The organism is Streptomyces sp. F63, assembly GCF_018070345.1.
Classification (GTDB): domain Bacteria; phylum Actinomycetota; class Actinomycetes; order Streptomycetales; family Streptomycetaceae; genus Streptomyces.
The window spans coordinates 343,341-369,048 of the sequence record NZ_JAGPXX010000001.1 but is presented as its reverse complement, the minus strand read 5'-3'; the positions used below and the strand labels follow the sequence as shown (position 1 = coordinate 369,048).

Sequence of the window (25,708 nt, the reverse complement as noted above, 5' to 3'; positions counted from 1 at the left end):
CGGCCGGGTACCAATCGCAACGACTACGTCGAAGAGGGTCACTGATGGAGCTCGGTCTCGTCGGTCTCGGCAAGATGGGCGGCAACATGCGCGAGCGCATCCGCCGCGCAGGTCACACCGTCATCGGATTCGACCACAATCCGGATCTCGCCGATGTCCACAGCCTGGAGGAGCTGGTGGGCCGGCTCACGGGGCCGCGCGTCGTCTGGATCATGGTCCCGGCCGGGGAGGCGACCCAGTCGACCATCGACGCCCTCGGCGAACTGCTCTCCCCCGGGGACGTGGTGGTGGACGGCGGCAACTCCCGCTGGACGGACGACGAGAAGCACGCCCGGGAGCTCGCCGCCAAGGGCATCGGGTTCGTGGACTGCGGCGTCTCCGGCGGGGTCTGGGGCCTGGAGAACGGCTACGCGATCATGTACGGCGGCGATGCCGCGGATGTGGCGAAGGTCCAGCCGGTGTTCGACGCCCTCAAGCCCGAGGGTGGGTTCGGCTCCGTGCACGCGGGCAAGGTCGGCGCCGGCCACTTCGCCAAGATGGTCCACAACGGCATCGAGTACGCCATGATGCAGGCCTTCGCCGAGGGCTGGGAGCTGCTGGAGGCCGTCGATTCCGTCACGGACGTGCGCGAGGTCTTCCGCAGCTGGCAGGAGGGCACGGTCATCCGCTCCTGGCTGCTGGACCTGGCCGTCCGGGCCCTGGACGACGACGAGCACCTCTCCGCCCTGCGCGGCTACGCCCAGGACTCCGGCGAGGGCCGCTGGACCGTGGAGGCCGCGCTCGACCACGCGGTGCCGCTCCCGGCGATCACGGCCTCGCTGTTCGCCCGGTTCTCCTCCCGCCAGGACGACTCCCCGGCCATGAAGATGATCGCCGCGCTGCGCAACCAGTTCGGCGGCCACGCGGTCACGGCCTCCGCGGGGGACGAGAAGGGCGCCGACGCTCCGGGCGCCGATGTCGAACCGCCGGTGGGCGGCTGACGGCCCCGATGCACGTAGCCCATCTGTCGCTCGCCGACTTCCGGTCGTACGTCCGGGTCGAGGTCGCCCTCGACCCGGGCGTCACCTCCTTTGTCGGCCCCAACGGCCAGGGGAAGACCAATCTGGTGGAGGCCGTCGGCTATCTCGCCACCCTCGGCAGCCACCGTGTCTCCTCCGACGCCCCGCTGGTGCGGATGGGAGCCGAGCGGGCGGTGATCCGGGCCGCCGTGGCCGGCGGGGACCGGCGGCAGCTCGTCGAGCTGGAGCTCAATCCGGGGCGGGCCAACCGGGCCCGGATCAACCGCTCCTCGCAGGTGCGGCCGCGGGACGTCCTCGGCATCACCCGCACCGTGATGTTCGCGCCGGAGGACCTCGCCCTGGTCAAGGGCGACCCGGGGGAGCGGCGGCGCTTCCTGGACGAGCTGATCACCGCGCGCTCGCCGCGCATGGCGGGGGTGCGCTCCGACTACGACCGGGTGCTGAAGCAGCGGAACACCCTGCTCAAGAGCGCCGCGATGGCCCGCCGCCACGGCGGTCGCGGCGCGGACCTCTCCACCCTCGACGTCTGGGACCAGCATCTGGCCCGCGCCGGCGCGGAGTTGCTGGCCCAGCGGCTGGATCTGACCGCCGCGCTGCAGCCGCTCGCCGACAAGGCGTACGAGCAGCTGGCGCCCGGCGGGGGCCCGCTCGTGCTGGAGTACCGCGGTTCGGCGGGCGAGCGGCTCGCTGAGGCGGGCCACCGGGAGGAGTTGTACGGCGTCCTGCTGGCGGCGCTCTCGGAGGCCCGCAAGCAGGAGATCGAGCGGGGGGTGACGCTGGTCGGGCCGCACCGGGACGATCTGGTGCTCAAGCTCGGCCGGTTCCCGGCGAAGGGGTACGCGAGCCACGGGGAGTCCTGGTCGTACGCGCTCGCGCTGCGCCTGGCCTCGTACGACCTGCTGCGCACCGAGAGCCCGGCGGGTGAGCCGGTGCTCGTTCTCGACGACGTCTTCGCGGAACTGGACACCCGGCGCCGCGACCGGCTCGCGGAGCTGGTGGCCCCGGCGGAGCAGGTGCTGGTCACGGCGGCGGTGTCCGAGGACGTTCCGGGGGCGCTGGCGGGAGCCCGGTACGCGGTGGCCGGCGGCACGGTCGAGCGGGAGTCCCCGTGACGGGCGGTGGGGCGCGCGGCACAGGCGGACCGGCCCGGCGGGACGGGACCGGGGTGCCGGCGGAGCGCCCCGCGGGGCCGGAGCCCTCCGGGGTCGATCTGGCCCGCGTCGCGCTGCGTGCCGCGAAGGAGCAGGCCCGGGCCCGGGGCGCGGCCGCCCAGCAGAGGAAACAGGCCCGCCGCGGCGGTCTGCGCTCGGGGGCGCGGGCCGACGGCCGGGATCCGCTGCCGCTGGGTGCGGCGATCGACCGCCTGATCACCGACCGGGGCTGGGAGGCCCCCGCGGCGGTGGGCGGGGTGATGGGCCGCTGGCCGCAGATCGTCGGCCCGGAGGTGGCGCAGCACTGCGCGCCGGAGCGGTACGACGAGGAGTCGCGGGTGCTGACGGTGCGCTGCGACTCGACCGCGTGGGCAACCCAACTTCGTTTGCTGGCACCGCAGTTGGTGGCCCGGCTCAATGGGGACCTGGGCCGGGGCACGGTCCGGCTGATCAAGGTTCTGGGCCCGGGGAGCGGGTCCCGCCAGGGCTACGGACCGCTGCGTGCCCCGGGCAGCAGGGGGCCCGGGGACACCTACGGCTGACCGCCACCGGGCCCGGGGGAAGGCCTTCCCGGCTCTTCCCGGCCCTTGCCGGACCGGCGTGGTGGCGTTGTGACAGCGGTGCTGCCGGAGGCGTCCCGCTGCGTGGTCGGGGGTTGACAGCCCGAAGCGCTGAGCGCCCCTGTGGGCCGCTCGGAGCCCGGGCCCGCATATGGGGAGTCGGCGGATGCCGGTTCAGGGCGGCACACAACGATCCAGGCGCCCGCAAACCCCCATTCATGTCAGCGCTACCGGTAGACTGGTGGGCATACCGCCGACTTGCGGAACATGTCGAACGACGCAGCCGCTCCCGGATGCCGGGAGACGGCGTGTGCTGTGCCAGAAAGGGCGCTTCGTGGCCGATTCCGGCAACCCCAACGAGACCAACACCGCTCCCCCCACCGTCTCCGGTGACGGCCCGCCGCCCGTGCACGAGGCCGCGCACGACGCCGCGTACGACGCCAGCGCGATCACGGTCCTGGAGGGCCTGGACGCGGTGCGCAAGCGGCCCGGCATGTACATCGGCTCGACCGGTGAGCGGGGCCTGCACCACCTCGTGCAGGAGGTCGTGGACAACTCGGTCGACGAGGCCATGGCCGGGCACGCGGACACCATCGAGGTCACGATCCTCGCCGACGGCGGGGTGCGGGTGACCGACAACGGCCGCGGCATCCCCGTGGGCATCGTGCCGTCGGAGGGGAAGCCGGCCGTCGAGGTGGTCATGACCGTGCTGCACGCGGGCGGCAAGTTCGGGGGTGGCGGCTACGCCGTGTCCGGCGGTCTGCACGGCGTCGGCGTCTCGGTGGTCAACGCGCTGTCGACGCGCGTCGCCGTCGAGGTGCGCACCGAGGGCCACCGCTGGACGCAGGACTACAAGCTCGGCGTGCCGACGGCGCCGCTGGCGAAGAACGAGCCGGTGGAGGACACCGGCACCACGGTCACCTTCTGGGCCGACCCGGACATCTTCGAGACCACGGACTACTCCTTCGAGACCCTGGCACGGCGCTTCCAGGAGATGGCCTTCCTCAACAAGGGCCTGGCCATCTCGCTGACCGACGAGCGCGCGGACCACGTGGACGAGGAGGGCAAGCCGCTCTCCGTCCGGTACCACTACGAGGGCGGCATCGTCGACTTCGTGAAGTACCTCAACTCCCGCAAGGGGGAGCTGGTCCACCCCTCCGTCATCGACATCGAGGCCGAGGACAAGGAGCGCATGCTCTCGGTGGAGATCGCGATGCAGTGGAACGCCCAGTACACCGAGGGCGTCTACAGCTTCGCGAACACCATCCACACCCATGAGGGCGGCACCCACGAGGAGGGCTTCCGGGCCGCGCTGACGGGGCTGGTCAACCGCTACGCGCGCGAGAAGAAGCTGCTCCGGGAGAAGGACGACAACCTCACCGGTGAGGACATCCGCGAGGGCCTGACGGCGATCATCTCGATCAAGCTCGGCGAGCCGCAGTTCGAGGGCCAGACGAAGACCAAGCTGGGCAACACCGAGGCGAAGACCTTCGTCCAGAAGATCGTCCACGAGCACTTCATGGACTGGCTGGACCGCAATCCCAACGAGGCCGCGGACATCATCCGCAAGGGCATCCAGGCCGCCACGGCCCGGGTCGCGGCCCGCAAGGCGCGTGATCTGACCCGCCGCAAGGGCCTGCTGGAGAGCGCGTCGCTGCCGGGCAAGCTGAGCGACTGCCAGTCCAACGACCCGACCAAGTGCGAGATCTTCATCGTCGAGGGCGACTCCGCCGGCGGCTCGGCCAAGTCCGGCCGGAACCCGGAGTACCAGGCGATCCTGCCGATCCGCGGCAAGATCCTGAACGTCGAGAAGGCCCGGATCGACAAGATCCTCCAGAACCAGGAGGTGCAGGCCCTGATCTCGGCCTTCGGCACCGGGGTGCACGAGGACTTCGACATCTCCAAGCTCCGCTACCACAAGATCATCTTGATGGCGGACGCCGACGTCGACGGCCAGCACATCAACACCCTGCTGCTGACCTTCCTCTTCCGCTTCATGCGCCCGCTGGTCGAGGCCGGTCACGTCTACCTCTCCCGCCCGCCGCTCTATAAGATCAAATGGGGCCGGGACGACTTCGAGTACGCCTACTCGGACCGGGAGCGGGACGCCCTGATCGACCTCGGCCGGCAGAACGGCAAGCGGATCAGGGACGACTCGGTCCAGCGCTTCAAGGGTCTGGGCGAGATGAACGCCGAGGAGCTCCGCATCACGACCATGGACACCGACCACCGGGTGCTGGGCCAGGTCACCCTGGACGACGCGGCCCAGGCGGACGACCTGTTCTCGGTGCTCATGGGCGAGGACGTCGAGGCGCGGCGCTCCTTCATCCAGCGCAATGCCAAGGACGTCAGATTCCTGGACATCTGACGCATCCCGGCATCCGCCTCCGGCCTCCGGCGCGGCACCGGCCCCGCAACCGGGCCGGTGCTCCCGCGCCGTACCTCGAAAGGACTTCTGAACTGCCATGGCCGACGTGACCCCGCCCCCCTCCGAAGGCGGCCCCGCCACCCCCGTCCCCGTCAGCCCCGAGGGCGAGCCCGTCGCCATCGAGGGCGTGGGCATGCGGGTCGAGCCGGTGGGCCTCGAAACGGAGATGCAGCGCAGCTATCTCGACTACGCGATGTCCGTCATCGTCTCGCGCGCGCTGCCCGACATCCGCGACGGGCTCAAGCCGGTGCACCGCCGCGTGCTGTACGCCATGTACGACGGCGGCTACCGTCCGGAGAAGGGCTTCTACAAGTGCGCCCGCGTCGTCGGCGACGTCATGGGCACGTATCACCCGCACGGCGACTCCTCGATCTACGACGCGCTGGTCCGCCTGGCGCAGCACTGGTCGATGCGGCTGCCGCTCGTCGACAGCAACGGCAACTTCGGTTCCCCGGGCAACGACCCGGCCGCGGCCATGCGGTACACCGAGTGCCGGATGACGCCGCTGTCGATGGAGATGCTCCGGGACATCGACGAGGAGACCGTCGACTTCCAGGACAACTACGACGGCCGCAACCAGGAGCCGACGGTCCTGCCGTCCCGCTTCCCGAATCTGCTGATCAACGGCAGCGCCGGCATCGCGGTCGGCATGGCCACCAACATCCCGCCGCACAACCTCCGCGAGGTGGCGGCCGGCGCGCAGTGGGCGCTGGAGAACCCGGAGGCCTCCCGCGAGGAGCTGCTGGACGCGCTGGTCGAGCGCATCAAGGGCCCCGACTTCCCGACCGGCGCGCTCGTCGTGGGCCGGAAGGGCATCGAGGAGGCGTACCGCACGGGCAGGGGCTCGATCACCATGCGGGCCGTCGTGGAGGTCGAGGAGATCCAGGGCCGGCAGTGCCTGGTGGTCACCGAACTGCCCTATCAGGTCAACCCGGACAACCTCGCGCAGAAGATCGCCGACCTCGTGAAGGACGGCAAGATCGGCGGGATCGCCGACGTCCGCGACGAGACCTCCTCGCGTACCGGCCAGCGGCTGGTCATCGTGCTGAAGCGGGACGCGGTCGCCAAGGTCGTGCTGAACAACCTCTACAAGCACACCGATCTGCAGACCAACTTCGGCGCCAACATGCTGGCGCTGGTGGACGGCGTGCCGCGCACGCTCTCCCTGGACGCCTTCATCAAGCACTGGGTGGACCACCAGATCGAGGTCATCGTCCGGCGGACGAGATTCCGGCTGCGGAAGGCCGAGGAGCGGGCGCACATCCTGCGCGGCCTGCTCAAGGCGCTCGACGCGATCGACGAGGTCATCGCGCTGATCCGGCGCAGTGACACGGTGGACACGGCGCGCGGCGGCCTGATGGGCCTGCTGGAGATCGACGAGATCCAGGCGAACGCGATCCTGGAGATGCAGCTCCGCCGGCTGGCGGCCCTGGAGCGGCAGAAGATCACCTCGGAGCATGACGACCTCCAGGCCAAGATCACGGACTACAACGAGATCCTGTCCTCCCCCTCCCGGCAGCGGTCGATCGTCAGTGAGGAACTGGCCGCGCTGGTCGAGCGGTTCGGTGACGACCGGCGCAGCAAGCTGGTGCCGTTCGAGGGCGACATGTCCATCGAGGACCTGATCGCCGAGGAGGACATCGTCGTCACCATCACGGGCGGCGGCTACGTCAAGCGCACCAAGACGGTGGACTACCGCTCCCAGAAGCGCGGCGGCAAGGGCGTCCGGGGCACCAAGCTGAAGCAGGACGACATCGTCGACCACTTCTTCGTCTCCACCACCCACCACTGGCTGCTGTTCTTCACGGACAAGGGCCGGGTGTACCGGATCAAGGCCTACGAGCTGCCGGACGCCGGCCGGGACGCGCGCGGCCAGCACGTCGCGAACCTGCTGGCCTTCCAGCCGGACGAGAAGATCGCCCGGATCCTGGCCATCCGGGACTACGACGCGGTGCCGTACCTGGTGCTGGCCACCAAGTCCGGCCTCGTGAAGAAGACCCCGCTCAAGGACTACGACTCGCCGCGCTCGGGCGGCGTCATCGCGATCAACCTCCGTGAGATGGAGGACGGCCGGGAGGACGAGCTGATCGGCGCGGAGCTGGTGTCGGCGGAGGACGACCTGCTGCTCATCAGCAGGAAGGCCCAGTCGATCCGGTTCACCGCCTCGGACGAGACGCTCCGCCCCATGGGGCGGGCCACCTCGGGCGTGAAGGGCATGAGCTTCCGCGAGGGTGACGAACTCCTCTCGATGAATGTCGTCCGGCCCGGTACTTTCGTCTTCACCGCCACCGACGGCGGTTACGCGAAGCGGACGAACGTCGACGAGTACCGCGTCCAGGGCCGCGGCGGCCTCGGCATCAAGGCCGCCAAGATCGTGGAGGACCGCGGTTCACTGGTGGGCGCTCTGGTGGTCGAGGAGAGCGATGAGATCCTCGCCATCACGCTGAGCGGTGGTGTGATCCGGACACGGGTCAACGAGGTCAGGGAGACGGGCCGTGACACCATGGGCGTCCAACTGATCAACCTGGGCAAGCGCGATGCCGTGGTCGGTATCGCCCGGAACGCCGAGGCCGGACGTGCGGCTGAAGAGGTCGAGGAGATCGCCGACGCAGCCGTCGCGGCCGCGCCCGAGGCGGCCGAGGGCGCGGAGTCCTCGGCCGGAAGCCAAGAGGAGTAAGCCGTGAGTGGAGCCACGGGCGCCGGCGCGGGTGGCGCGGAGGCCGAGGGGCGGCACATCGCCCCCGGGGCCACCGGGACGGGCGGTGCCCGCGGCCCCGCCGCGGCGGGCGACCCCCCGTGGGCCGTCTCGTATCCGGCGGGTACGCACCAAGGGGGATCCGCCGCTGTGACGGACACGCGTCAGCCCTATCCGCAGCAGCCGGCGGAGCCGTACCACCCGCCGCAGGCCTACGCGTCGCCGGGTGAGGTGGGGCAGCCGCCCGTCGCGGTCCCGTCGCAGGCGCCGGGGCAGCCGGTGCGCAGACCCCGCACCGGCGCGGGGGCCCGTACCGTCCCGCGGACGCGCAAGGCGCGGCTGCGGGTCGCGAAGGCGGACCCGTGGTCGGTGATGAAGGTCGGCTTCCTGCTGTCCATCGCGCTGGGCATCTGCACCATCATCGCGGTGGCGGTGCTGTGGATGGTGCTGGACGCCATGGGGGTGTTCAGCACGGTCGGCACGGCGATCGGGCAGGCGACGCAGTCCGGTGAGGGCGGCGGTGGCGGTTTCGACCTGGAGTCGTTCCTGTCACTGCCGAGGGTGCTGATGTTCACCTCGATCATCGCGGTGATCGATGTGGTGCTGGCGACGGCTCTGGCCACGCTGGGCGCTTTCGTCTACAACCTGTCGGCCGGTTTCGTCGGCGGTGTCGAGGTGACGCTGGCGGAGGACGAGTAGCGGCGGGCGGGGGCGCCCCACCACCGGCTAACCGATTTTGGGACCGGGCCCCGTGTGCGCTAATCTTCAGGGGCAGCGCGCGGGGCTATAGCTCAGACGGTTAGAGCGCTTCCCTGATAAGGAAGAGGCCACAGGTTCAAGTCCTGTTAGCCCCACTCCTGTGCATCGGCCCGGACGGGATCCCGTCCGGGCCGATCTCGTGTGTCCCGGGAACGGGTTGGGCGGTCCGGGGGGCCGGGCGGAGGTCACCGATCGGTATCGGCCGTGTGTATAGTCGGGCGGCAGAGGTCCCCTACGTCAAGAAGGACGAGGTAGCGCGGTGAAAAAGCTGCTCCTGGTCGCACTGGCCGCCATCGGCGGGCTCCTCGTGTACCGCCAGATCCAGGCGGATCGCGCCGAGCAGGATCTGTGGACGGAGGCGACCGACTCCGTGCCCGCAGGTTCGGGTTCCGGTGTGTGAGACCGACGCCAAGCCTGTACGAGCCCCGGCCGCCGTGAGCGGCCGGGGCTCCGTGCTGCCCGGCCGCCACCCACCCCTTGAAGTTGCTCTCGCGAATTAATATTGTGCAAGAGCAAATCGCCGTGGCCGGTTCGGAAGAGACCGGGGGCGCGATACGCGGTCGCCGGCCATACCGCCCGCCGACGCGTCGCACCGCCGTAGGCTTCCTGCTCGTACGGCCGGGGTGGGGCGGGGACGGCCCGGGGGACGACGGAGGGGTGTCGTGCGATGAGGCAACGCTCGGGGACGCGGCTCCGTTGGGCCGCGGTGGCGGCGCTGTGCGCGCCGGCGGTGCTGTGCGGGCCCTTACCGGCCCCGGGGCCGTCCGTCGCGGCGGCCGCCGACGGCCCGGGCGATTCCGCGTCGGCCTACCGGACCGCGCGGAACGCCGAGCGGACCCGGGGTGCCACGAGCGGCAGCGGCGCCCCGGAGCTGAAGGCCCGCCACGTCTACACGGACACGATCGGCGCGGGCCAGACCCTGTTCTACCGGGTGCGGCTGGACGAGGAGTCCAACGCCCATCTCTCCGCGGTCGCTGCCCTCCCGCCCACCGGTGGGGCGGCGTTCGACACCGGCATCGAGGCGACGCTGCTGAGTGCGGACGGGGCCCGGTGCGACGGCATGCGCGGCACGGCCGGTGCCGGCGGCTTCGGCCTGCCGGTCGCCGCCACCGCCTCGCGCCTGGTCCGGCCCAACGCGAGCTGCCAGCGGGCCGGTGAGTATCTGTTCCTGGTGAAGCGGACCGGCGGCGCGGCCTCCGGACCGGGCGACTGGCCGCTGGAGATCTCCTTCCTGGCGGAGCCCGGAGTGACCGGTGGTGCCACCGCAGCGCCCGGCGGAGCGGCGTGGAGCACCGAGCCCCCCGCCGACCCCGGCGGTCTTCCGCGGCGGGTGCGGGGCGGCACCGGGTTCAACGACGCCGCCGCCACCGGCCGGGGGGTGTGGAGGGACCGCCTGGAGCCGGGCGAGACGCTCTTCTACAAGGTCCCCGTCGACTGGGGCCGGCGGCTCGGCGTCGCCGCGGAACTGGCCGGTGCCGAAACCGCCGGCGGCCGCGTCCCCCACCTCGGCGGCGGAGTGCTGCTGCGGCTCCACAACACCGCCCGCGCCCCCGTCCACGACCAGGGGACGGCCTTCGACGGGCAGCCGAAGACGCTGGGGTTCACCACCGTGCCCGCCGCGTTCGGCCACCGGTTCAGCGGTACCGCCAAGGTCGGGGAGATGTGCTTCGCCGGCTGGTACTACCTGTCGGTGGGCCTGACCCCCGAAGCGGCCGCGTACGTGAAGGGCGGCCTGGACCTCACCCTCCGGCTCACCGTGGAGGGCGAGCCGCAGCCGGGGCCGGCCTATGACGGCGACGCGGCCGCGGCGGGATTCGCCGTCACCGGCGAGGACCGGGAACGGGCCGCGGAGGGCAGGGCAGCGGCGCCGGACGGCACGGCCGCGGACGAGGACGGGACCGGGGAGCGGGACGGCCCGCTGCGGGCCGTCGGGTTCGCGGGCATCGGCGCCGGCACGGTCCTGCTGCTGGGACTCGCGGCCTGGACCCTGGCCGTCCGGCGCCGCCCGGGCGAAACCGTCACCGCCGTCACCGCCACCGACCCGCCCGCCGGGGGCCCGCACCGGCCGGTACCGGGACAGCGGCCGGGGCATCCGCTGCCGGGAGGCCCGCCGGGAGCGGACGGCGCACCGCCGGAGCAGCACGGTGGCCGTTACGGGCAGATGCCCCGCCCCTGACTCACCCGGCGGTCAGGGCCCAGATGCCCACCGCGTAGCACAGCAGCGCCAGGACGAGCACCGGGACGACCACCCTCGCGGGCGGTCCCGGCCGCCGCCGCGCGTGCGCGCGGTGAGCCGGCGGGCGGGGCGCGGCGGCCGCGGGGGTACCGGGAGCGGTGTACGGGCCCGTGACGGCGTAGTCGCGCGGTATGTCGGCGGTGGCCGCCTGGGAGAAGCCGGGGGATCCGGAGAAGCCGGGGGATCCGGGCGTTCCGGGGGATCCGGGCGGGACCGCAGGGGGGAACGGGCCCGCATGGCCGTGGCGGGGCGGTCCGACGGGCGGGCCGGGAGCGGCCGGCGGCGTGGAACCGGGGGCCGCGACCGGAAGCGGGAACGGCGCCGGGGTCGGCGTGGAGACCGGGGCCGGGGCCGTAGTCGGGGCCGGGGGCGGAGTCTGGGCCGGCGCCGGTGGTGTGGCCGGTGGTGTGGCCGGGGCGTCCGGCCCCCGTGGCGTGACCGGCCGCGGGTCCCCGGCGGAGCGTGCCGGAGGCGCCAGGGTGAAACTCCCCGTGTCCGTCACCGAGGACGGCGCCGCGGTGGCCGCAGGCCCGCCGGTCCCGGAGGCCGCCGGTGCGGCGTGCCGCTCCCGTAACGGGCCCTGGGGCCCGAACTCCTCGGGCAGTGGGCCCAGTTGGTCGAAGACCTCCACCGCCTCCCCGTCCGCATCCCCCTCCGGCAGCAGGTCGACCGCGGCGGCCAGGGCCTTGCGCGCACCCGTGGCGGTACGGAACCGGGCACCGGGGTCCGGCTGCAGCAGACCCGTCAGCACCTGCCAGAGCGGCTCCGGGACCTCCTCGGGGGCGCCCGGAACGCCGTGCTCCGCGAACCGCTCGACGAGCGCCTGGGCGTCGGGCTTGCGCCCCGTCAGCAGATAGAGCGCCAGCAGGCCGGTCGCGAACAGGTCGGCGGGGAAGTCCGGTTCCGCGCCCAGCATCTGCTCGGGCGCGAAATAGCCGGGGGTGCCGACCACGTAGTCGGTCTCCGTCAGCCGGGGCTCCCCCTTGCGCAGGGCGATGCCGAAGTCGGAGAGGCGCAGATGCGGCCGCCGGGTGCCGGTGGCCTCCAGCAGGACGTTGGCCGGCTTGATGTCCCGGTGGATGACGCCCTCGGCGTGCACCGCGGTCAGCCCGGAGAGCAACTGGTCCAGCAGCAGGCAGACGTACCGGGGCGGCAGCGGCCCGTAGTCGCCGATGAGGTGGGCCAGCGAACCGCCGCGCACCAGGTCCATGGTGAACAGGACCTTGTCGTCGTCCGCGGCCCAGCTGGCCGGGGCCAGCACATGCGGGTGGTCGATGCGCAGTGCCTGTTCCCGTACGAAGCGCAGCAGCGTGTGGGCGTCGCTCTGCTGGAGCACCTTGGCGGCGACATAGCGGCGCCTGCGGTGGTCCCAGGCGCGCCAGACGGCGCCGGCCCCGCCCCGGCCGATCGGATCGACCAGCTCGTACCGTCCCGCGAAGACCTCACCCATCGTGCCGCCTCCCCTCGCGGACCGGCCGGTCAGCTCTGGTGCGCCTCGTAGTGGGCGACCGCCTCGGCGGTCCGCCCGGCACCGTACACCCGGAGGAATTCGGCGAGTTCGGGCTGCGAGGGGGCGAGGGCGTCCGCGGCTTCGATGATGTCGCCGGCGGCGGCGACGGAACGCAGCAGTGACTGGATCTCGCGCACCACCCGGCGCACGGTGGGAGCCCCGGAACTGGAGGTCGACTGCGATCCGGTGGGAGTGAGCACCGAGCCGCCGGAACTCCGCTTGATCTCCTCCATGCGTTCGGCGGCCTCGGCGGCGCTGACGCTGCCGCCCGCGACCTGCGCGGCCAGTTCCTGCAGCGCCTGCACCCGCTGCACGACCGCCGGGTTGCCGATCTTCGCCCGCTGACCGCTCATGAGCTGCGACAGCATGGGCGCCGAGAGTCCCAGGACAGCGGCGAGCCGGGCCTGGTTGAGCCCGAGATCGTCGATCAGCCGCCGGAAGAGCGCCCCCAGCGGTTCCCCGTACCAGCTCCGCTGCATCTCGCGGGCTCTGGCGGTGGCTTCCTGCTGTGCTGCTTCCATGGCGACTCCCCTTCGCTGCTGCGAACCTCGCGCCGCCATCCTAGGGAGCGGGACGGAGGATCGGGAGTCTGCGGTCCTTTGACGGGATCACTCCGCGGACCCGGTACTCTTGTGGCGGCGGACACCGTCGACGCGCCGTCGCGCGGCGGGGGGTTCACCGGCCCGGGGCCTTAGCTCAGTTGGTAGAGCGCTGTCTTTGCATGGCAGATGTCAGGGGTTCGACTCCCCTAGGCTCCACCGCACGACGAACGGCGGGAGACCTGATGTCTCCCGCCGTTCCGCTTCCCTGCCGGCCGCGCGGGGCGCACACCGGCTCAGCGCTTCTCGTCGCTCTCCGCGGCGCTCCCGCCGCCCGCCTCGCCGTCCGCGACGCCGGCCTGGTGCGACTGGAGCTCGGCGTCCAGCTTGGCCTGCTCGGTGTCGTCGGCGGACGCCAGGGGCGCCCGCTCGCCGAGCTCGGTGGCGGCGGGCGGCTCGACCAGCCAGTCGGGGTTGGCCTGCTTGTCCCACCACTTCCAGGCGGCGACCGCGGCGCCCGCCAGGGCGCCCAGCACCAGCAGGCGCTTCGCGGCGCGGCCGTTGCGGGCGCGGCGCTCCCGCTTCCTCACCAGTTTCCGGATCTCCGCGGCGGTGACCTGCCCGCGGATCGCCGCCACCGCCGCGGCACTGCGCGCGGCGGCCTCGGCACGGGCCGGCTCGGCCGCGGCGACGGCGTCGGCCAGGGCGTGCTCGACCCGCGGTACGGCGTAGTCGGCGGCATGGCGGGCGGTCTCTCGCGCCCGGGTCACCGCCTTCTGGGCCGCCAGGTCGACCTTGGGCGGCAGCGAGCCCCGCGCCTGCTCGATCCGGGGCTGCAGCGCGCCGTACTGCGCGCGGGCGGTGCTGCGGGCCTGCTGCGCGGCCTGCGACACCTTCGGCGCCAGCTTGGCCCGGGCCTCCTGCGCGTAGTGCGCGGCCTGGTGCCTGGCCGTGCCGGCGTACGGCGCCACCACCTCCGCTGCGTGCAGCACGCTGTCCTTCGCGGTGTCGGTCGCGGCGCGCACGCTGTCCATGCGTGTCACGGGATCCTCCTCCTCGGTGGTGGAACACGGGTGCCTGGGGGATCCCCCAGTAGGGACGCAGTTCGCCTATCCACCCGAAGAGAGATCATGCCCGCGGTGCCGGGGCGCGGCACGCGGTGACGCGCATCCGGGTGGGGTGCCGGGAGGCGGCCGGAACGGCGGCTGCTCGTCGCGGCGGGGCGGGGCGTGGGAGGATCGGAGGCGTCAGTGAGAACTACGGAAGGCAGATCGTGGCCGAGCAGCTCTACGCCACCCTGAAGACCAACCACGGAGACATCGAGGTGCGGCTGCTGCCGAACCACGCCCCGAAGACGGTCAAGAACTTCGTCGAGCTCGCCCGGGGCGAGCGTGAGTGGACGCACCCCCGGACCGGCAAGAAGACCACCGACCGCCTCTACGACGGCACGGTCTTCCACCGGGTCATCAGCGGCTTCATGATCCAGGGCGGGGACCCGCTGGGGAACGGCACGGGTGGTCCGGGCTACGAGTTCGGGGACGAGTTCCACCCGGACCTCTCGTTCGACCGTCCCTACCTGCTGGCCATGGCCAACGCCGGCCCGGGCACCAACGGTTCGCAGTTCTTCGTCACCGTCTCGCCCACCGCGTGGCTGACGAACAAGCACACCATCTTCGGCGAGGTCGCGAACCCGGAGGGGCAGAAGGTCGTGGACGCCATCGCGGCGCTCCCCACCAACCCGCGCACCGACCGCCCGGTGCAGGACGTGGTGATCGAATCGGTCGTCGTGGAGACCCGCGAGGGCTGAAACGGCGTCCGGCGGAATCCGGGGCGCCGCACCGCCGTACGGCAGCACCACCCGCAGGACCGCACACCCGCAGGGCCGCAACAACCGCAGGACCGCAACAACCGCAGCACCCGCCGGAGCGAGGGGGAACGATGGAGCAGGCGCCGGGAAGTCCGGAACGGCCCGCGGCCGAGAGCGGCCTGCCCAGCTGCTACCGGCACCCGGGCCGCGAGACCGGCATCAGCTGTGTCCGCTGTGAGCGGCCCATCTGCCCGGACTGCATGATCAGTGCCTCGGTGGGCTTCCAGTGCCCGGACTGCGTGCGGAGCGGCTCCGGTACGGGGCATGCGCCCGGCGCCAACCGGCCGCGCACCATAGCCGGGGGAGTGCAGGCCGCCGACCCGCGGCTGCTGACCAAGATCCTGCTGGCCGTCAACGTGGCGGTCTGGATCGCGGCCCTGGTGATCCAGGACCGGTTCATCGACTCGCTCGACATGATCGGCCTGGCCGTGAACCGGGGGACCGGCGAGGTGGTCGGCGTCGCGGACGGCGAGTGGTACCGACTGCTGACCTCGGCGTTCCTGCACGAGCAGCCGATGCACATCGCGTTCAACATGCTCGGGCTGTGGTGGCTCGGCGGGCCACTGGAAGCGGCTCTGGGCCGGGTCCGCTATCTGGCGCTCTACCTGCTGTCCGCCCTCGGCGGCAGCGCCCTGTCCTATCTGCTCGCGGCTCAGAACCAGCCGTCGCTGGGCGCTTCCGGCGCCATCTTCGGTCTGCTGGGCGCCACGGTCGTGCTGATGCGGCGGATGAACCAGGATCTGCGCCCGGTGGCGATCCTGCTGGCGCTGAACCTGTTCATCACCTTCACCTGGGCCAATATCGCCTGGCAGGCGCACATCGGCGGTCTGGTGGCCGGTGCCGCCGTGGCGTTCGGCATGGTGCACGCCCCGCGAGGCCGGCGCGAGCTGGTGCAGTGGCTGACCTGCGGGGCGGTGCTGCTGGTGATCGCCGTGGTGGTCTGGGTCCGCACCCTGCAGCTTCTGGGGTAGCCCCCGGGGCGGGGGTTTTCCGCAGGGTGACGGCCGTTGTCCACAGCGGGTGCGGGATCTTGTGCACAGTGTTGGCGGCCGGGCGGGCACTCTCCGTCAACACCTGGTTGACCTGCTCTTTTGCTGTCCGGACCGCGGATTGTACGACAACGGGGCAGTCGTATCGACGCCCCGCCGGTCCGAGTTATCCACAGCTCTTCATATCTTTTCCCCTGCTGTGGATAACTCTGTGGACAACGTGTGGGCAAAGCTTGACCGGCACTGTCGCCGACCGCTACTTCCACTGCGTGGAGACCACGAACCCCGCCGCGATGAAGCCGAAGCCCACCACGATGTTCCAGTTGCCGAGGGACTCGACCGGCATGTCACCGGTCGTCACATAGAACACCACGATCCAGGCCAGCCCGATCAGGAACAGGGCCAGCATCAGCGGCGCCACCCAGCTGCGGCCGCTCGACAGCTTGACGGTGTTCCGCTTCGCCGGAGGCGGCGTGAAGTCGGCCTTCTTGCGGATACGTGACTTCGGCACGAGAGACTCTCCTGTCGATGCGCTGTGCGGCCGCGCAGGGATCTGGGCTGTCGGCCGGGTTGAGCCGGGTTGAGAGCGACGGGGACACTTGCTCCCCCGGGCGCGTCCGTTAGCGTAGTGCTTCCGCGGCTTCGAAGGAGATAAGGGTACGGTGAGCAATCCGGCGGATCCCGCTTCTCAACCCCGCCTCCCCGCGCCCCGGAGGCCGGCATGGCATCCGGTACGGCTCCTCACGGCAGGCATCTTCGCCCTGGCCGGCCTGCTGTTCTGGACCAGTTTCGATACCGCTCAGGGTACCAACCTCCGGACCGACGACTCCCTGCTGGAACTCTCCGACCTCATCCAGGAGCGCAGCCGGGAGAACGCCCGGCTCGACGACGAGTCCGCCGCCGTTCGCGCGGAGATCGACCGGCTGGCCCGGCGCGACGACGGCAGCACCGAGGCCCAGGACCGGAAGCTGGACGGCCTGGAGAGGGCGGCCGGCACCAAGAAGGTCAGCGGACCCGGCCTGACCGTCACTCTCACCGACGCCCCGCCGGACGCCACCGCCCGCACCCCCGGCGCCCCCGACCCCCAGCCCAACGATCTCGTCATCCACCAGCAGGACCTCCAGGCCGTGGTCAACGCCCTCTGGCGGGGCGGGGCGAAGGGCATCCGGGTCATGGACCAGCGGCTGATCTCCACCAGCGCGGTCCGCTGTGTGGGCAACACCCTGATCCTGCAGGGCCGGGTCTACTCGCCGCCGTACACGGTCACCGCGGTCGGCGACACCGAGGGCCTCCAGCAGGCGCTCAACGACTCCCCGGCGATCGAGAACTACCTCCGCTACGTGGACGCGTACGGCCTCGGCTGGGAGGTCGAGCGGCACGACGCGGTGACCCTGCGCGGCCACGCCGGCACCGTCGACCTCCAGTACGCGACCCCGGTGGAGAAGTGACGGCTCCCGGGGCCGGGCCCCCGCGGCGTCAATCGGAAGGAGGGCTTTCGCCCGCTGGCCCCCGGCCGGGGCCCGGCTCCCCTTACTCTGGTCGGTGCACCGATCGGAAAGGGTCAGCATGTACGGCTGGATCTGGCGGCAGCTGCCGGGGAACACATGGGTGCGGGCACTGCTCTCGCTCGTGCTCGTGCTGGTGATCGTCTTCGTGCTGTTCCAGTACGTCTTCCCGTGGGCGGAGCCCCTGCTGCCGTTCGGCGATGTGACGGTGGACAACGGGGGTGGTTCCCGGTGACCGCGCGCATCCTCGTGGTGGACAACTACGACAGCTTCGTCTTCAACCTCGTCCAGTACCTCTACCAGCTCGGCGCCGAGTGCGAGGTGGTCCGGAACGACGCGGTGGAGCTCGGCCACGCCCGGGACGGCTTCGACGGCGTCCTGCTCTCACCGGGTCCCGGCACCCCCGAAGAGGCGGGCGTCTGCGTGGACATGGTGCGCCACTGCGCGGACACCGGCGTCCCGGTCTTCGGCGTCTGCCTGGGCATGCAGTCCATGGCGGTGGCCTTCGGCGGCGTCGTCGGGCGGGCCCCCGAACTGCTGCACGGCAAGACCTCCCCGGTGCATCACGGCGGTGAGGGCGTCTTCCGGGATCTGCCCTCGCCCTTCACGGCCACCCGCTACCACTCGCTCGCGGTCGAACAGATCACCGTGCCCGCCGAGCTGGAGATCACCGCCTGGACGGGCGGGGACGGCCCGGAGAGCGGCATCGTCATGGGACTGCGCCACCGGGAACTCCCGGTCGAGGGAGTGCAGTTCCACCCGGAGTCGGTTCTCACCGAATGGGGGCACCGGATGCTGGCCAACTGGCTCGCGGCGTGCGGGGACGGCGGCGCGGTGGAACGGTCGGTGGGTCTCGCGCCGGTGGTCGGCAAGGCCGCCGCGTGACCGCCCTCCGCCCCGAACGGGACAGCTCCCGCGCCCCGTACGAGGGCGGCGGGACCCCGCCGTACGACGAGCCCGGCTCGTACCCGGCGGCGGCCGACGGTCCGCACGACCCGCTGAACGACCCGCTCCCGGGCCCGCGCCGGGGCTTCCACGGCGGGGGAGGCACGGCGCCCGGATACGGCGAGAGGCACACCGTCCCCGGCCACTCCGGGCGCTACGACGATCCGTACGCCCCTCCGGCGGCCCGCCCGCACGAGGAGTTCCCGGCCGAGGCGTATCCCCGGAGCCCCGCCTTCCGGGCCGTGACGGACCCCCTGGGCGCGCTGGACGACCCTCCGGAGCCCCCGGCGGGCCCGGTGTACGGCGGCTACGGGAACATCCCCGCGGACGCCTCCACGGACACCCTCGGGGAGCCCTACGGTGCCGCCCCGGAGCCGCGGACGCAGCGGCGGGCCCCGAGCCCCTTCACCGCCGGGCTGGCCGTCGTCTCGGGGTCCGCCCCGGAAGCCCCCGGCTCCGCGCCCGGCGACGACCGCACGGTGACGCTGCGCGCCCCGGAACCGCCCGCCGACGAGGCCACGGTGGCCCTGCGGATCGCCGACCTCCCGAGGACGGACCCGGGAAGCGGCGGCGCCGCACCACCCTCCGCGGCACCCCCGGTCACCGGGGGCCGGGCGGCCCGGCGGAAGGCCGCGCAGAGCGGCGGCGGACGGCACGGCAGTGGCCGGCGCGCCCGTCGCCCCGGAACCGCCGCGGCCCGCGGGACGGCAGCGGGGGCAGCGGCGGCAGGCGCCGCGCCGGCCACCGCCGCGGGCAGCGGAACAGGGGCCGCCGCGGCGCCGTGTTCGCGGGTCGAGGCCCGCCGGCTGGCGCGGGCCCGCAAGGACAGTCCCGGGGTGATCGCGAGCCGGGTGCTCGGTGAGACGTTCATCACGGTCGGCGTGCTGATGCTGCTGTTCGTCACGTACCAGCTGTGGTGGACGAACGTCCTGGCGAACCAGCAGGCCGGCGGTGCCGCCAGCAACCTCCAGGAGGAGTGGGACAAGGGCGGCGGCGAGAAGGCGGAGAACCGGGACCCGGGCGTCTTCTCCCCCGGCGAGGGCTTCGCGATCATGTACATCCCCAAACTGGATGTGAAGGTTCCGATCGCCGAGGGCATCGACAAGCACAAGGTGCTCGACCGCGGCATGGCCGGGCACTACGGAGAGGGCAAGCTGAAGACGGCCATGCCCTGGGACGAGCAGGGCAACTTCGCGGTGGCCGGGCACCGCAACACCCACGGCGAGCCGTTCCGCTACATCAACAAGCTCAAGCCGGGCGACGAGATCATCGTCGAGACGCGGGACACCTACTACACCTACGCGATGGCGAGCATCCTCCCCCAGACCCCGCCGTCCAACATCAGCGTGATCGAGCCGGTGCCGAAGCAGTCGGGCTTCACCGGGCCCGGCCGGTACGTCACCCTCACCACCTGCACCCCGGAGTTCACCAGTACGTACCGGATGATCGTCTGGGGCAAGATGGTCGACGAACGGCCGCGCAGCGAGGGCAAGCCCGACGCGCTCGTCGGCTGAGGACCGAGCGGAACGGACGACGGGGACGCCGTGGCAGCCACGACCGAACACGATGAACAGACCGGGGTGCGCCGGCCCGCCGCCCGGCCGCGCCGCAGGGGGCGGGTGGCCGCGGTGGTCGGCGTGCTCGGCGAACTGCTGATCACCGCGGGGCTGGTGCTGGGCCTGTTCGTCGTCTACTCCCTGTGGTGGACGAACGTGCTGGCCGACCGCGAGGCGGGCCGCAAGAGCCAGGAGATCCGTGACCGCTGGTCGGGTGGTCCCGGTGCGCTCGACACCCAGGACGGCATCGGGTTCCTCCACGTCCCGGCGATGGAGGAGGAGGCGATCCTCGTCACCGAGGGCACCGGCACCGAGGAGCTCAACGCCGGCGTCGCGGGCTACTACACGGACCCGGTGAAGGCCGCGATGCCCTGGAAGAAGCAGGGCAATTTCTCGCTCGCCGCCCACCGCGACGGCCACGGCGCCAAGTTCCACAACATCCACAAGCTGCGCGACGGCGATCCGGTCGTCTTCGAGACCCGCGACACCTGGTACGTGTACCGGGTCTACGAGAAGCTGCCGCAGACGTCCAAGTACAACGTGGACGTGCTCGCCCACATCCCGGAGGCGTCGGGCAAGAAGAAGGCCGGCCGCTATCTGACGCTGACCACCTGCACCCCGGTCTACACCTCGGACTACCGCTACATCGTCTGGGCCGAGCTGGAGCGCACGGAGAAGGTCGACGCGGACCGCACCCCGCCGGAGGAACTGCGCTGAGCCCGCGGGAGCGCCCCCGGCACACCGGGCGCCTGAGCGCGGCGCGCGCACGGTCCGCGGACCGCACCCCGCCCGTGCCTCTGTCCGCCCGGCCGCACTCCGCCGGTTGCGTCACCGGGCGCCGGCCGCTCACGAGAAGTCCCCGGCACCCGCGAGGGGTGCCGGGGACTTCCGGTGACGGGAAGGGCCGCCGCGGCCGGGGGCTGCGCGGCCGGGGCTAGTCCGAGCCGCCGCCGGCTCCGCCGAAGAAGCCGCCGAAGCCGCCGCCGCCGTTGTCGCCCTGGTCGCCGCCGATGGTGACGAGCGTGACGGCCTGGCCCTTCTTCACCTGCTCACCCGCGGCCGGCGAGCTGTTGAACACCACGGCCTTGTCGTCGTCCGGTCCGGTGAAGCCGCCGATGGTGAGACCCGCGTCCTGCAGGGTCTTCTTGGCGTCCTTGACGCTCTGGCCCTTCACATCCGGCATGGGGAACTGCTCGGCGGCCTTGGCGATCTGGATGTTGACGGTCGAGCCCGCCGCGACCTGCTCGCCCGGCTGGAAGCTCTGCGAGACGATGGTGCCCGGCTGGGCGTCCGACTCGACCTCGCTCTGCTGGCCCAGCACCAGACCGACGCCCTCGAGGATCGTCTTGGCCTCGTCCGGCCGTTTGCCCGTGAGGTCCGGGACGGTGGACTTCTCCGCCTCCTTGGCGACGGAGAGGGTGATGGTCACGTCCTTCGCCCGCTCGCTGCCCGCCTCGGGGGACTGCTCGACGACCGTGCCCGCTTCGCGCTCGGAGACCACGTCCTTGCGCTGGATGTTCTCGAAGCCCTTGTCCTCCAGCTCGGACTTGGCCTGGTCGAAGTCGGCCCCGATGACGTTGGGGACGGAGATCTTCTCCGGGCCGGAGCAGAGGGTCACCGTGACCGTGTCGCCCTTGGGGACCTCGGTCTTCGGCTCCGGCGACTGCTTGATGACGGTGTTCTTCTCACCGCTCTCGCAGGGCTCGCTGCCGCCCTCGGCGAGCTCCAGGTCGGAGTTGGCGGTCCGCTGCTCGGCCTCCTTCAGCGACTTGCCGATCAGGTTGGGGACGGCGCGGTCGTCGTCGGGGCTGCCGCTGAACAGGGCCTGGCCGATGAAGATCGCGCCGATCAGGACCAGCAGTCCCGCGACCACGAGCAGGATCGTCGAGAGGTTGGACTTCTTGGCGGCGCCGCGGCGCCGGTCGGGCCGCTCGTCGTAGCCGAAGCCGCCGTCGTCCTCGCGCATCGGCGGCAGCATGCTCGTCTGGCCGCCCGCCCCCTGGGCGGGCAGGGCCGTGGTGGGCTGGTCCGCGCCGTAGGCCCCGTAGCCGACGGCGCCCATGGCGGCGGTGGCGGCGACGGGCTGGCCGTCGAGGGCGGCCTCGATGTCGGCGCGCATCTCGTCGGCGGACTGGTAGCGGTAGTCGGGGTCCTTCGTCAGCGCCTTGAGGACGATGGCGTCCATCTCGGGCGTGATCTCGGGGTCGAAGGTGCTCGGCGGCTGCGGCTCCTCGCGGACGTGCTGGTAGGCGACGGCCACGGGCGAGTCGCCGACGAACGGCGGCCGCACCGTGAGGAGTTCGTAGAGGAGGCAGCCGGTGGAGTAGAGGTCGGAGCGGGCGTCGACCTGCTCGCCCTTCGCCTGCTCGGGGGAGAGGTACTGGGCGGTGCCGATGACGGCGGCGGTCTGCGTCATGGTCATGCCGGAGTCACCCATGGCCCGGGCGATGCCGAAGTCCATCACCTTGACCTGACCGGTGCGGGTCAGCATGACGTTCGCGGGCTTGATGTCGCGGTGGACGATGCCGGCCCGGTGGGAGTACTCCAGCGCCTGGAGGACGCCGATGGTCATCTCCAGCGACCGCTCGGGCAGCAGTTTGCGCCCGGAGTGCAGCAGCTCCCGCAGGGTGGAGCCGTCGACATACTCCATCACGATGTACGGGATGGAGACACCGTCGACGTAGTCCTCGCCGGTGTCGTAGACCGCGACGATGGACGGGTGGTTCAGGGAGGCGGCCGACTGGGCCTCACGGCGGAACCGGGCCTGGAACGACGGGTCGCGGGCGAGGTCCACCCGGAGTGTCTTCACAGCGACGGTACGGCCGAGGCGCGTGTCGTGGGCGAGGTACACCTCGGCCATGCCACCACGGCCGAGCACCGAGCCCAGCTCGTACCGGCCGCCGAGGCGACGCGGCTCTTCCATAGCTTCTCCAGCCCTCTCCGTCATTCCCGACCGCACCGACATGGGGCCCGGCGGTGTGCTGTCCGGGCATACCGTACCCGGCGCGTCTTACGCGGTCCGGGCGTCAGGGCGAGCTGATACACGACCGGTACGACAAGAAGGGCGGATCGCTTCATGGCGTGACCGAGATCACTTGCCGAGCACGGCCCGCATGACGTCCTCGGCGATCGGGGCCGCCAGCCCGCCGCCGCTGACGTCGCCCCGGGCCGCGTCGGAGTCCTCGACCACGACGGCCACGGCGACCGGGGAGCCCTCGTCCGTCTTGGCGTAGGAGATGAACCAGGCGTACGGCTTCTCGCTGTTGTCGACGCCGCGCTGAGCGGTACCGGTCTTGCCGCCGACGGTCACGCCGGGGATCCGTGCCGCCGTGCCGGTGCCGTTCTCGACCACCGTCTCCATCGCGGACTGCAGCTTCTGCGCGTTCTCCGGCGAGAGCGGCCGGCTCATCTCCTCGGGGCTGGTCTGCTCGACGACGTTGAGGTTCGGCGCCTGCAGCTGATCGACCATGTACGGCTTCATCAGCTTGCCGTCGTTGGCGACGGCGGCGGCGACCATGGCCATCTGGAGCGGGGTGGCGGCCGTCTCGAACTGGCCGATGGCGGAGAGCGCCGTCTGCGGCTTGTCCATCTCGGTGGAGACGTTGCTGCGGCCGGCCCGGACCGGGGTGTCGATCTCGGCGTTGTTGAAGCCGAACTTCTCGGCGGTCTCGACCAGCTTGTCCCGGCCGAGTTCGGCGCCGATCTTGCCGAAGACCGTGTTGCAGGAGACCCGCAGGGCCTCCCGCAGGGATCCGTTCTCACACGTCGGGTGCGGACCGTCGTTCTTCAGCTCGGTCCGCGTGTTCGGGAGGAAGTACGGGGCGGGGGTGTCCGTCTTGGCGTCGATGTCGTCGATCAGACCGTGCTCGAGCGCCGCGGCCGCCGTGACCACCTTGAAGGTCGAACCGGGGAAGAAGGTCTCGCGCAGCGGCCGGTTGTTCATCGGCCGGTCCGGGTCCTTGAGCAGCTTCTGGTAGTTCTCCTGGTCCTTGGTGCCCATCCCGGCGATGTCGGACGGGTCGTAGCTCGGGGCGCTGGCGAGGGCGAGGATCGCCCCGGTGGACGGATTGATGGCCGCCACGGCGCCCTTCTTGTTCCCCAGCCCCTCGAACGCGGCCTTCTGCGCCTTGGAGTTGAGGGTGGTCACGACCTGCCCGCCGGTCTGCTCCTCGCCGGTGAACATGTCGATCGTCCGGCTGAAGAACAGTCGGTCGTCGTTGCCGGTGAGAATGCCGTCGAAGAGGTTCTCCAGCTTGTCGGCACCGAACGCCTGGGAGGCGTAGCCGGTGACCGGCGCCCACATCTCGCCGTTCTTGTACGTGCGCTTGTACTTGAAGTCACCGCTGTCGGTGGTGGTGGAGCCGGTGATGGCCTTGCCGTCCACGATGATGTCGCCGCGTGGCACGCTGTACCGCTCGATGGCGACCCTGCGGTTGTGCTTGTCGCTCTGGAGTTCTTCGGCCTGGACGAACTGCACCCAGTTGACGCGGATCAGCAGGGCCAGTATGAGCAGGCCGCTGAAGATGGCTACGCGGCGGAGAGGCTTGTTCACGTTCGGACCACCTGGGTCATCTCGGCGTCGGTGGACGGTGCCGGTGCGGGGGCCGGGCGGCGAGCGGTGTCGCTGATTCTCAGCAGGATCGCGACCAGAGCCCAGTTGGCGATCACGGAGGAGCCGCCCTGGGCGAGGAACGGCAGGGTCATGCCCGTCAGCGGGATCAGGCCGGTGACGCCGCCGGCGACCACGAAGACCTGGAGAGAGAAGGCGCCGGCGAGACCCACGGCCAGCAGTTTGCCGAATGGGTCGCGGGCCGCGAGGGCGGTGCGCATCCCGCGTTCGATCAGCAGGGCGTAGAGCATCAGGACGGCCATGACGCCGGTGAGCCCCAGCTCCTCGCCCACGGTGGCCAGGATGTAGTCGCTCTTGGGGGCGATGCCGCCGATGAGCCGGGAGTAGCCCTGGCCGAGCCCGGAGCCGAGGATGCCGCCCGCGCCGAAGGTGTACATGGCCTGCGCGGTCTCGGTGACCCCGCCGTTCAGCAGCTCCAGCGGGTTCAGCCAGTTGTGGACCCGGCGCTGGACGTGGGAGGCGAAGGACGCCACCGCGACGGCGCCCACCGCGCTCAGGGTGAGGCCGAAGACCACCCAGCTGGTGCGCTCGGTGGCCACGTACAGCATGATCACGAAGAGGCCGAAGAAGAGCAGGGAGGTGCCCAGGTCGGTCTCGAAGATCAGGATCATCAGGCTGAGCGCCCAGATGACGAGGATCGGGCCGAGGTCCCGGCCGCGCGGCAGGTACATGCCCATGAAGCGGCGGCTGGCGAGGGCGAGGGCGTCCCGCTTGACCATGAGGTAGCCGGCGAAGAAGACCGCAATGATGATCTTGGCGAACTCGCCGGGCTGCAGTGAGCCCACGCCCGGGATGGTGATCCAGATCCGGGCACCGAAGCGGGCCGGGAAGAACATCGGCAGGACCAGCAGGATCAGCGCCACCACCATGGAGATGTAGGTGTAGCGCTGGAGCACCCGGTGGTCCTTGAGGAAGAACAGCACACCCAGGAAGAGGGCGACGCCGAGTGTGGACCACATCAGCTGGCCGGGCGCCATCGCGCCGCCGAGCTGCGGGGTGGTGATGCTCGGCTCCAGGTCCAGGCGCCAGATCAGCACCAGACCGAGGCCGTTGAGGAGGGTGGCGATCGGCAGCATCAGCGGGTCGGCGTACGGGGCGAACTTGCGCACCATGAGGTGGGCTATGCCCGCGAGCAGGCCGAGGCCCGCGGTGTAGCCGAGGACGCCCGCCGGGACGGTGCCCTCCTTCGCCAGGCCCACGTTGACGTAGGCGAAGACGGGGATGAGGACGGCGAAGACGAGCAGCGCGAGCTCGGTGTTGCGCCGGCTCGGTGCTCCCATCGGCCCGATGGTGGTGGTGGTGGCGGAACTGCTCATGGC

The 25,708-nt window shown here is 71.6% G+C and carries 22 protein-coding genes and 2 tRNA genes; 17 read left to right on the top strand and 7 right to left on the bottom strand.

What is annotated here, in order from left to right; translation table 11 throughout:
• Nucleotides 1–44: 44 nt before the first annotated feature.
• The 9 genes from gnd to KBZ10_RS01600 all read left to right on the top strand — a co-directional run bounded on the left by gnd (nt 45) and on the right by KBZ10_RS01600 (nt 10,788).
• A complete protein-coding gene (gene gnd / locus KBZ10_RS01640) occupies nt 45–980 on the top strand; it encodes a phosphogluconate dehydrogenase (NAD(+)-dependent, decarboxylating) (RefSeq protein ID WP_210985620.1) in 936 nt (311 codons plus the stop codon).
• Between the two features lie 8 nt (nt 981–988).
• Nucleotides 989–2,131 (top strand): DNA replication/repair protein RecF, encoded by a 1,143-nt coding sequence (gene recF, locus KBZ10_RS01635; protein ID WP_210985619.1) that lies wholly within the window; start codon nt 989–991, stop codon nt 2,129–2,131.
• Nucleotides 2,132–2,184: 53 nt separating this feature from the next.
• Nucleotides 2,185–2,712, top strand: coding sequence for a DUF721 domain-containing protein (locus tag KBZ10_RS29050; RefSeq protein WP_210985759.1), 528 nt, complete (start codon nt 2,185–2,187; stop codon nt 2,710–2,712).
• A gap of 328 nt (nt 2,713–3,040) precedes the next feature.
• Entirely contained in the window at nt 3,041–5,098 is a 2,058-nt protein-coding gene (gyrB, locus tag KBZ10_RS01625) for a DNA topoisomerase (ATP-hydrolyzing) subunit B (RefSeq protein ID WP_210985618.1), read from the top strand.
• 97 nt (nt 5,099–5,195) lie between these two features.
• Nucleotides 5,196–7,835, top strand: a complete 2,640-nt coding sequence (gyrA, locus tag KBZ10_RS01620) for a DNA gyrase subunit A (RefSeq protein ID WP_210985617.1) — start codon at nt 5,196–5,198, stop codon at nt 7,833–7,835.
• 3 nt (nt 7,836–7,838) lie between these two features.
• Nucleotides 7,839–8,552 carry a DUF3566 domain-containing protein gene (locus KBZ10_RS01615; RefSeq protein WP_210985616.1) on the top strand — a complete coding sequence of 238 codons (714 nt, stop codon included), beginning with the start codon at nt 7,839–7,841 and terminating at the stop codon, nt 8,550–8,552.
• Nucleotides 8,553–8,633: 81 nt separating this feature from the next.
• Nucleotides 8,634–8,707 (top strand) — tRNA-Ile (locus KBZ10_RS01610).
• Nucleotides 8,708–8,871: 164 nt separating this feature from the next.
• Nucleotides 8,872–9,012, top strand: a complete 141-nt coding sequence (locus KBZ10_RS01605; RefSeq protein WP_019706276.1) for a DLW-39 family protein — start codon at nt 8,872–8,874, stop codon at nt 9,010–9,012.
• Nucleotides 9,013–9,279: 267 nt separating this feature from the next.
• Nucleotides 9,280–10,788 carry a hypothetical protein gene (locus tag KBZ10_RS01600; protein WP_210985615.1) on the top strand — a complete coding sequence of 503 codons (1,509 nt, stop codon included), beginning with the start codon at nt 9,280–9,282 and terminating at the stop codon, nt 10,786–10,788.
• Nucleotide 10,789: 1 nt separating this feature from the next.
• On the opposite strand, the gene KBZ10_RS01595 is transcribed toward KBZ10_RS01600, so the two are convergent.
• Together KBZ10_RS01595 and KBZ10_RS01590 are read right to left on the bottom strand one after the other, a co-directional pair.
• Entirely contained in the window at nt 10,790–12,298 is a 1,509-nt protein-coding gene (locus tag KBZ10_RS01595; protein ID WP_210985614.1) for a serine/threonine-protein kinase, read from the bottom strand.
• Between the two features lie 29 nt (nt 12,299–12,327).
• A complete protein-coding gene (locus tag KBZ10_RS01590; protein ID WP_210985613.1) occupies nt 12,328–12,879 on the bottom strand; it encodes a DNA-binding protein in 552 nt (183 codons plus the stop codon).
• Nucleotides 12,880–13,043: 164 nt separating this feature from the next.
• On the opposite strand from KBZ10_RS01590, the gene KBZ10_RS01585 reads away from it, so the two are divergent.
• Nucleotides 13,044–13,116, top strand: a tRNA-Ala gene (locus KBZ10_RS01585).
• Nucleotides 13,117–13,193: 77 nt separating this feature from the next.
• Here KBZ10_RS01585 and KBZ10_RS01580 read toward each other — a convergent pair.
• Nucleotides 13,194–13,931, bottom strand: a complete 738-nt coding sequence (locus tag KBZ10_RS01580; RefSeq protein ID WP_210985758.1) for a DUF5324 family protein — start codon at nt 13,929–13,931, stop codon at nt 13,194–13,196.
• 239 nt (nt 13,932–14,170) lie between these two features.
• On the opposite strand from KBZ10_RS01580, the gene KBZ10_RS01575 reads away from it, so the two are divergent.
• Nucleotides 14,171–14,704: a peptidylprolyl isomerase gene (locus KBZ10_RS01575; RefSeq protein ID WP_210985612.1), complete on the top strand. Its 534-nt coding sequence runs from the start codon at nt 14,171–14,173 to the stop codon at nt 14,702–14,704.
• A 131-nt stretch (nt 14,705–14,835) separates the two neighbouring features.
• Nucleotides 14,836–15,735 carry a rhomboid family intramembrane serine protease gene (locus KBZ10_RS01570; RefSeq protein WP_210985611.1) on the top strand — a complete coding sequence of 300 codons (900 nt, stop codon included), beginning with the start codon at nt 14,836–14,838 and terminating at the stop codon, nt 15,733–15,735.
• A 274-nt stretch (nt 15,736–16,009) separates the two neighbouring features.
• On the opposite strand, the gene crgA is transcribed toward KBZ10_RS01570, so the two are convergent.
• Entirely contained in the window at nt 16,010–16,264 is a 255-nt protein-coding gene (crgA, locus tag KBZ10_RS01565; RefSeq protein WP_210985610.1) for a cell division protein CrgA, read from the bottom strand.
• Nucleotides 16,265–16,415: 151 nt separating this feature from the next.
• Here crgA and KBZ10_RS01560 point away from each other — a divergent pair, with 151 nt between their 5' ends.
• The 5 genes from KBZ10_RS01560 (at nt 16,416) to KBZ10_RS01540 (ending at nt 20,476) form a co-directional block, all read left to right on the top strand.
• Nucleotides 16,416–17,201, top strand: coding sequence for a DUF881 domain-containing protein (locus tag KBZ10_RS01560; protein ID WP_210985609.1), 786 nt, complete (start codon nt 16,416–16,418; stop codon nt 17,199–17,201).
• A gap of 118 nt (nt 17,202–17,319) precedes the next feature.
• Nucleotides 17,320–17,493: a hypothetical protein gene (locus KBZ10_RS01555; RefSeq protein WP_210985608.1), complete on the top strand. Its 174-nt coding sequence runs from the start codon at nt 17,320–17,322 to the stop codon at nt 17,491–17,493.
• Nucleotides 17,490–18,143, top strand: coding sequence for an aminodeoxychorismate/anthranilate synthase component II (locus KBZ10_RS01550; RefSeq protein WP_210985607.1), 654 nt, complete (start codon nt 17,490–17,492; stop codon nt 18,141–18,143). The genes KBZ10_RS01555 and KBZ10_RS01550 overlap by 4 nt, the downstream gene beginning before the upstream one ends.
• Nucleotides 18,140–19,717, top strand: coding sequence for a class E sortase (locus tag KBZ10_RS01545; RefSeq protein WP_307847114.1), 1,578 nt, complete (start codon nt 18,140–18,142; stop codon nt 19,715–19,717). Before KBZ10_RS01550 ends, KBZ10_RS01545 begins: the two co-directional genes overlap by 4 nt.
• Nucleotides 19,718–19,747: 30 nt before the next feature.
• Nucleotides 19,748–20,476 carry a class E sortase gene (locus tag KBZ10_RS01540; protein WP_210985605.1) on the top strand — a complete coding sequence of 243 codons (729 nt, stop codon included), beginning with the start codon at nt 19,748–19,750 and terminating at the stop codon, nt 20,474–20,476.
• A gap of 217 nt (nt 20,477–20,693) precedes the next feature.
• Here the strand turns inward: KBZ10_RS01540 and pknB are convergent, their stop codons facing one another.
• The 3 genes from pknB to KBZ10_RS01525 form a co-directional block, all read right to left on the bottom strand.
• Nucleotides 20,694–22,682, bottom strand: a complete 1,989-nt coding sequence (gene pknB / locus KBZ10_RS01535) for a Stk1 family PASTA domain-containing Ser/Thr kinase (protein ID WP_210985604.1) — start codon at nt 22,680–22,682, stop codon at nt 20,694–20,696.
• 168 nt (nt 22,683–22,850) lie between these two features.
• The gene (locus KBZ10_RS01530; RefSeq protein WP_210985603.1) at nt 22,851–24,311 is read right to left on the bottom strand and encodes a penicillin-binding protein 2; all 1,461 of its coding nucleotides are present in this window, start codon (nt 24,309–24,311) and stop codon (nt 22,851–22,853) included.
• A complete protein-coding gene (locus KBZ10_RS01525; protein WP_210985602.1) occupies nt 24,308–25,705 on the bottom strand; it encodes an FtsW/RodA/SpoVE family cell cycle protein in 1,398 nt (465 codons plus the stop codon). Before KBZ10_RS01525 ends, KBZ10_RS01530 begins: the two co-directional genes overlap by 4 nt.
• Between the last annotated feature and the right edge of the window lie 3 nt (nt 25,706–25,708).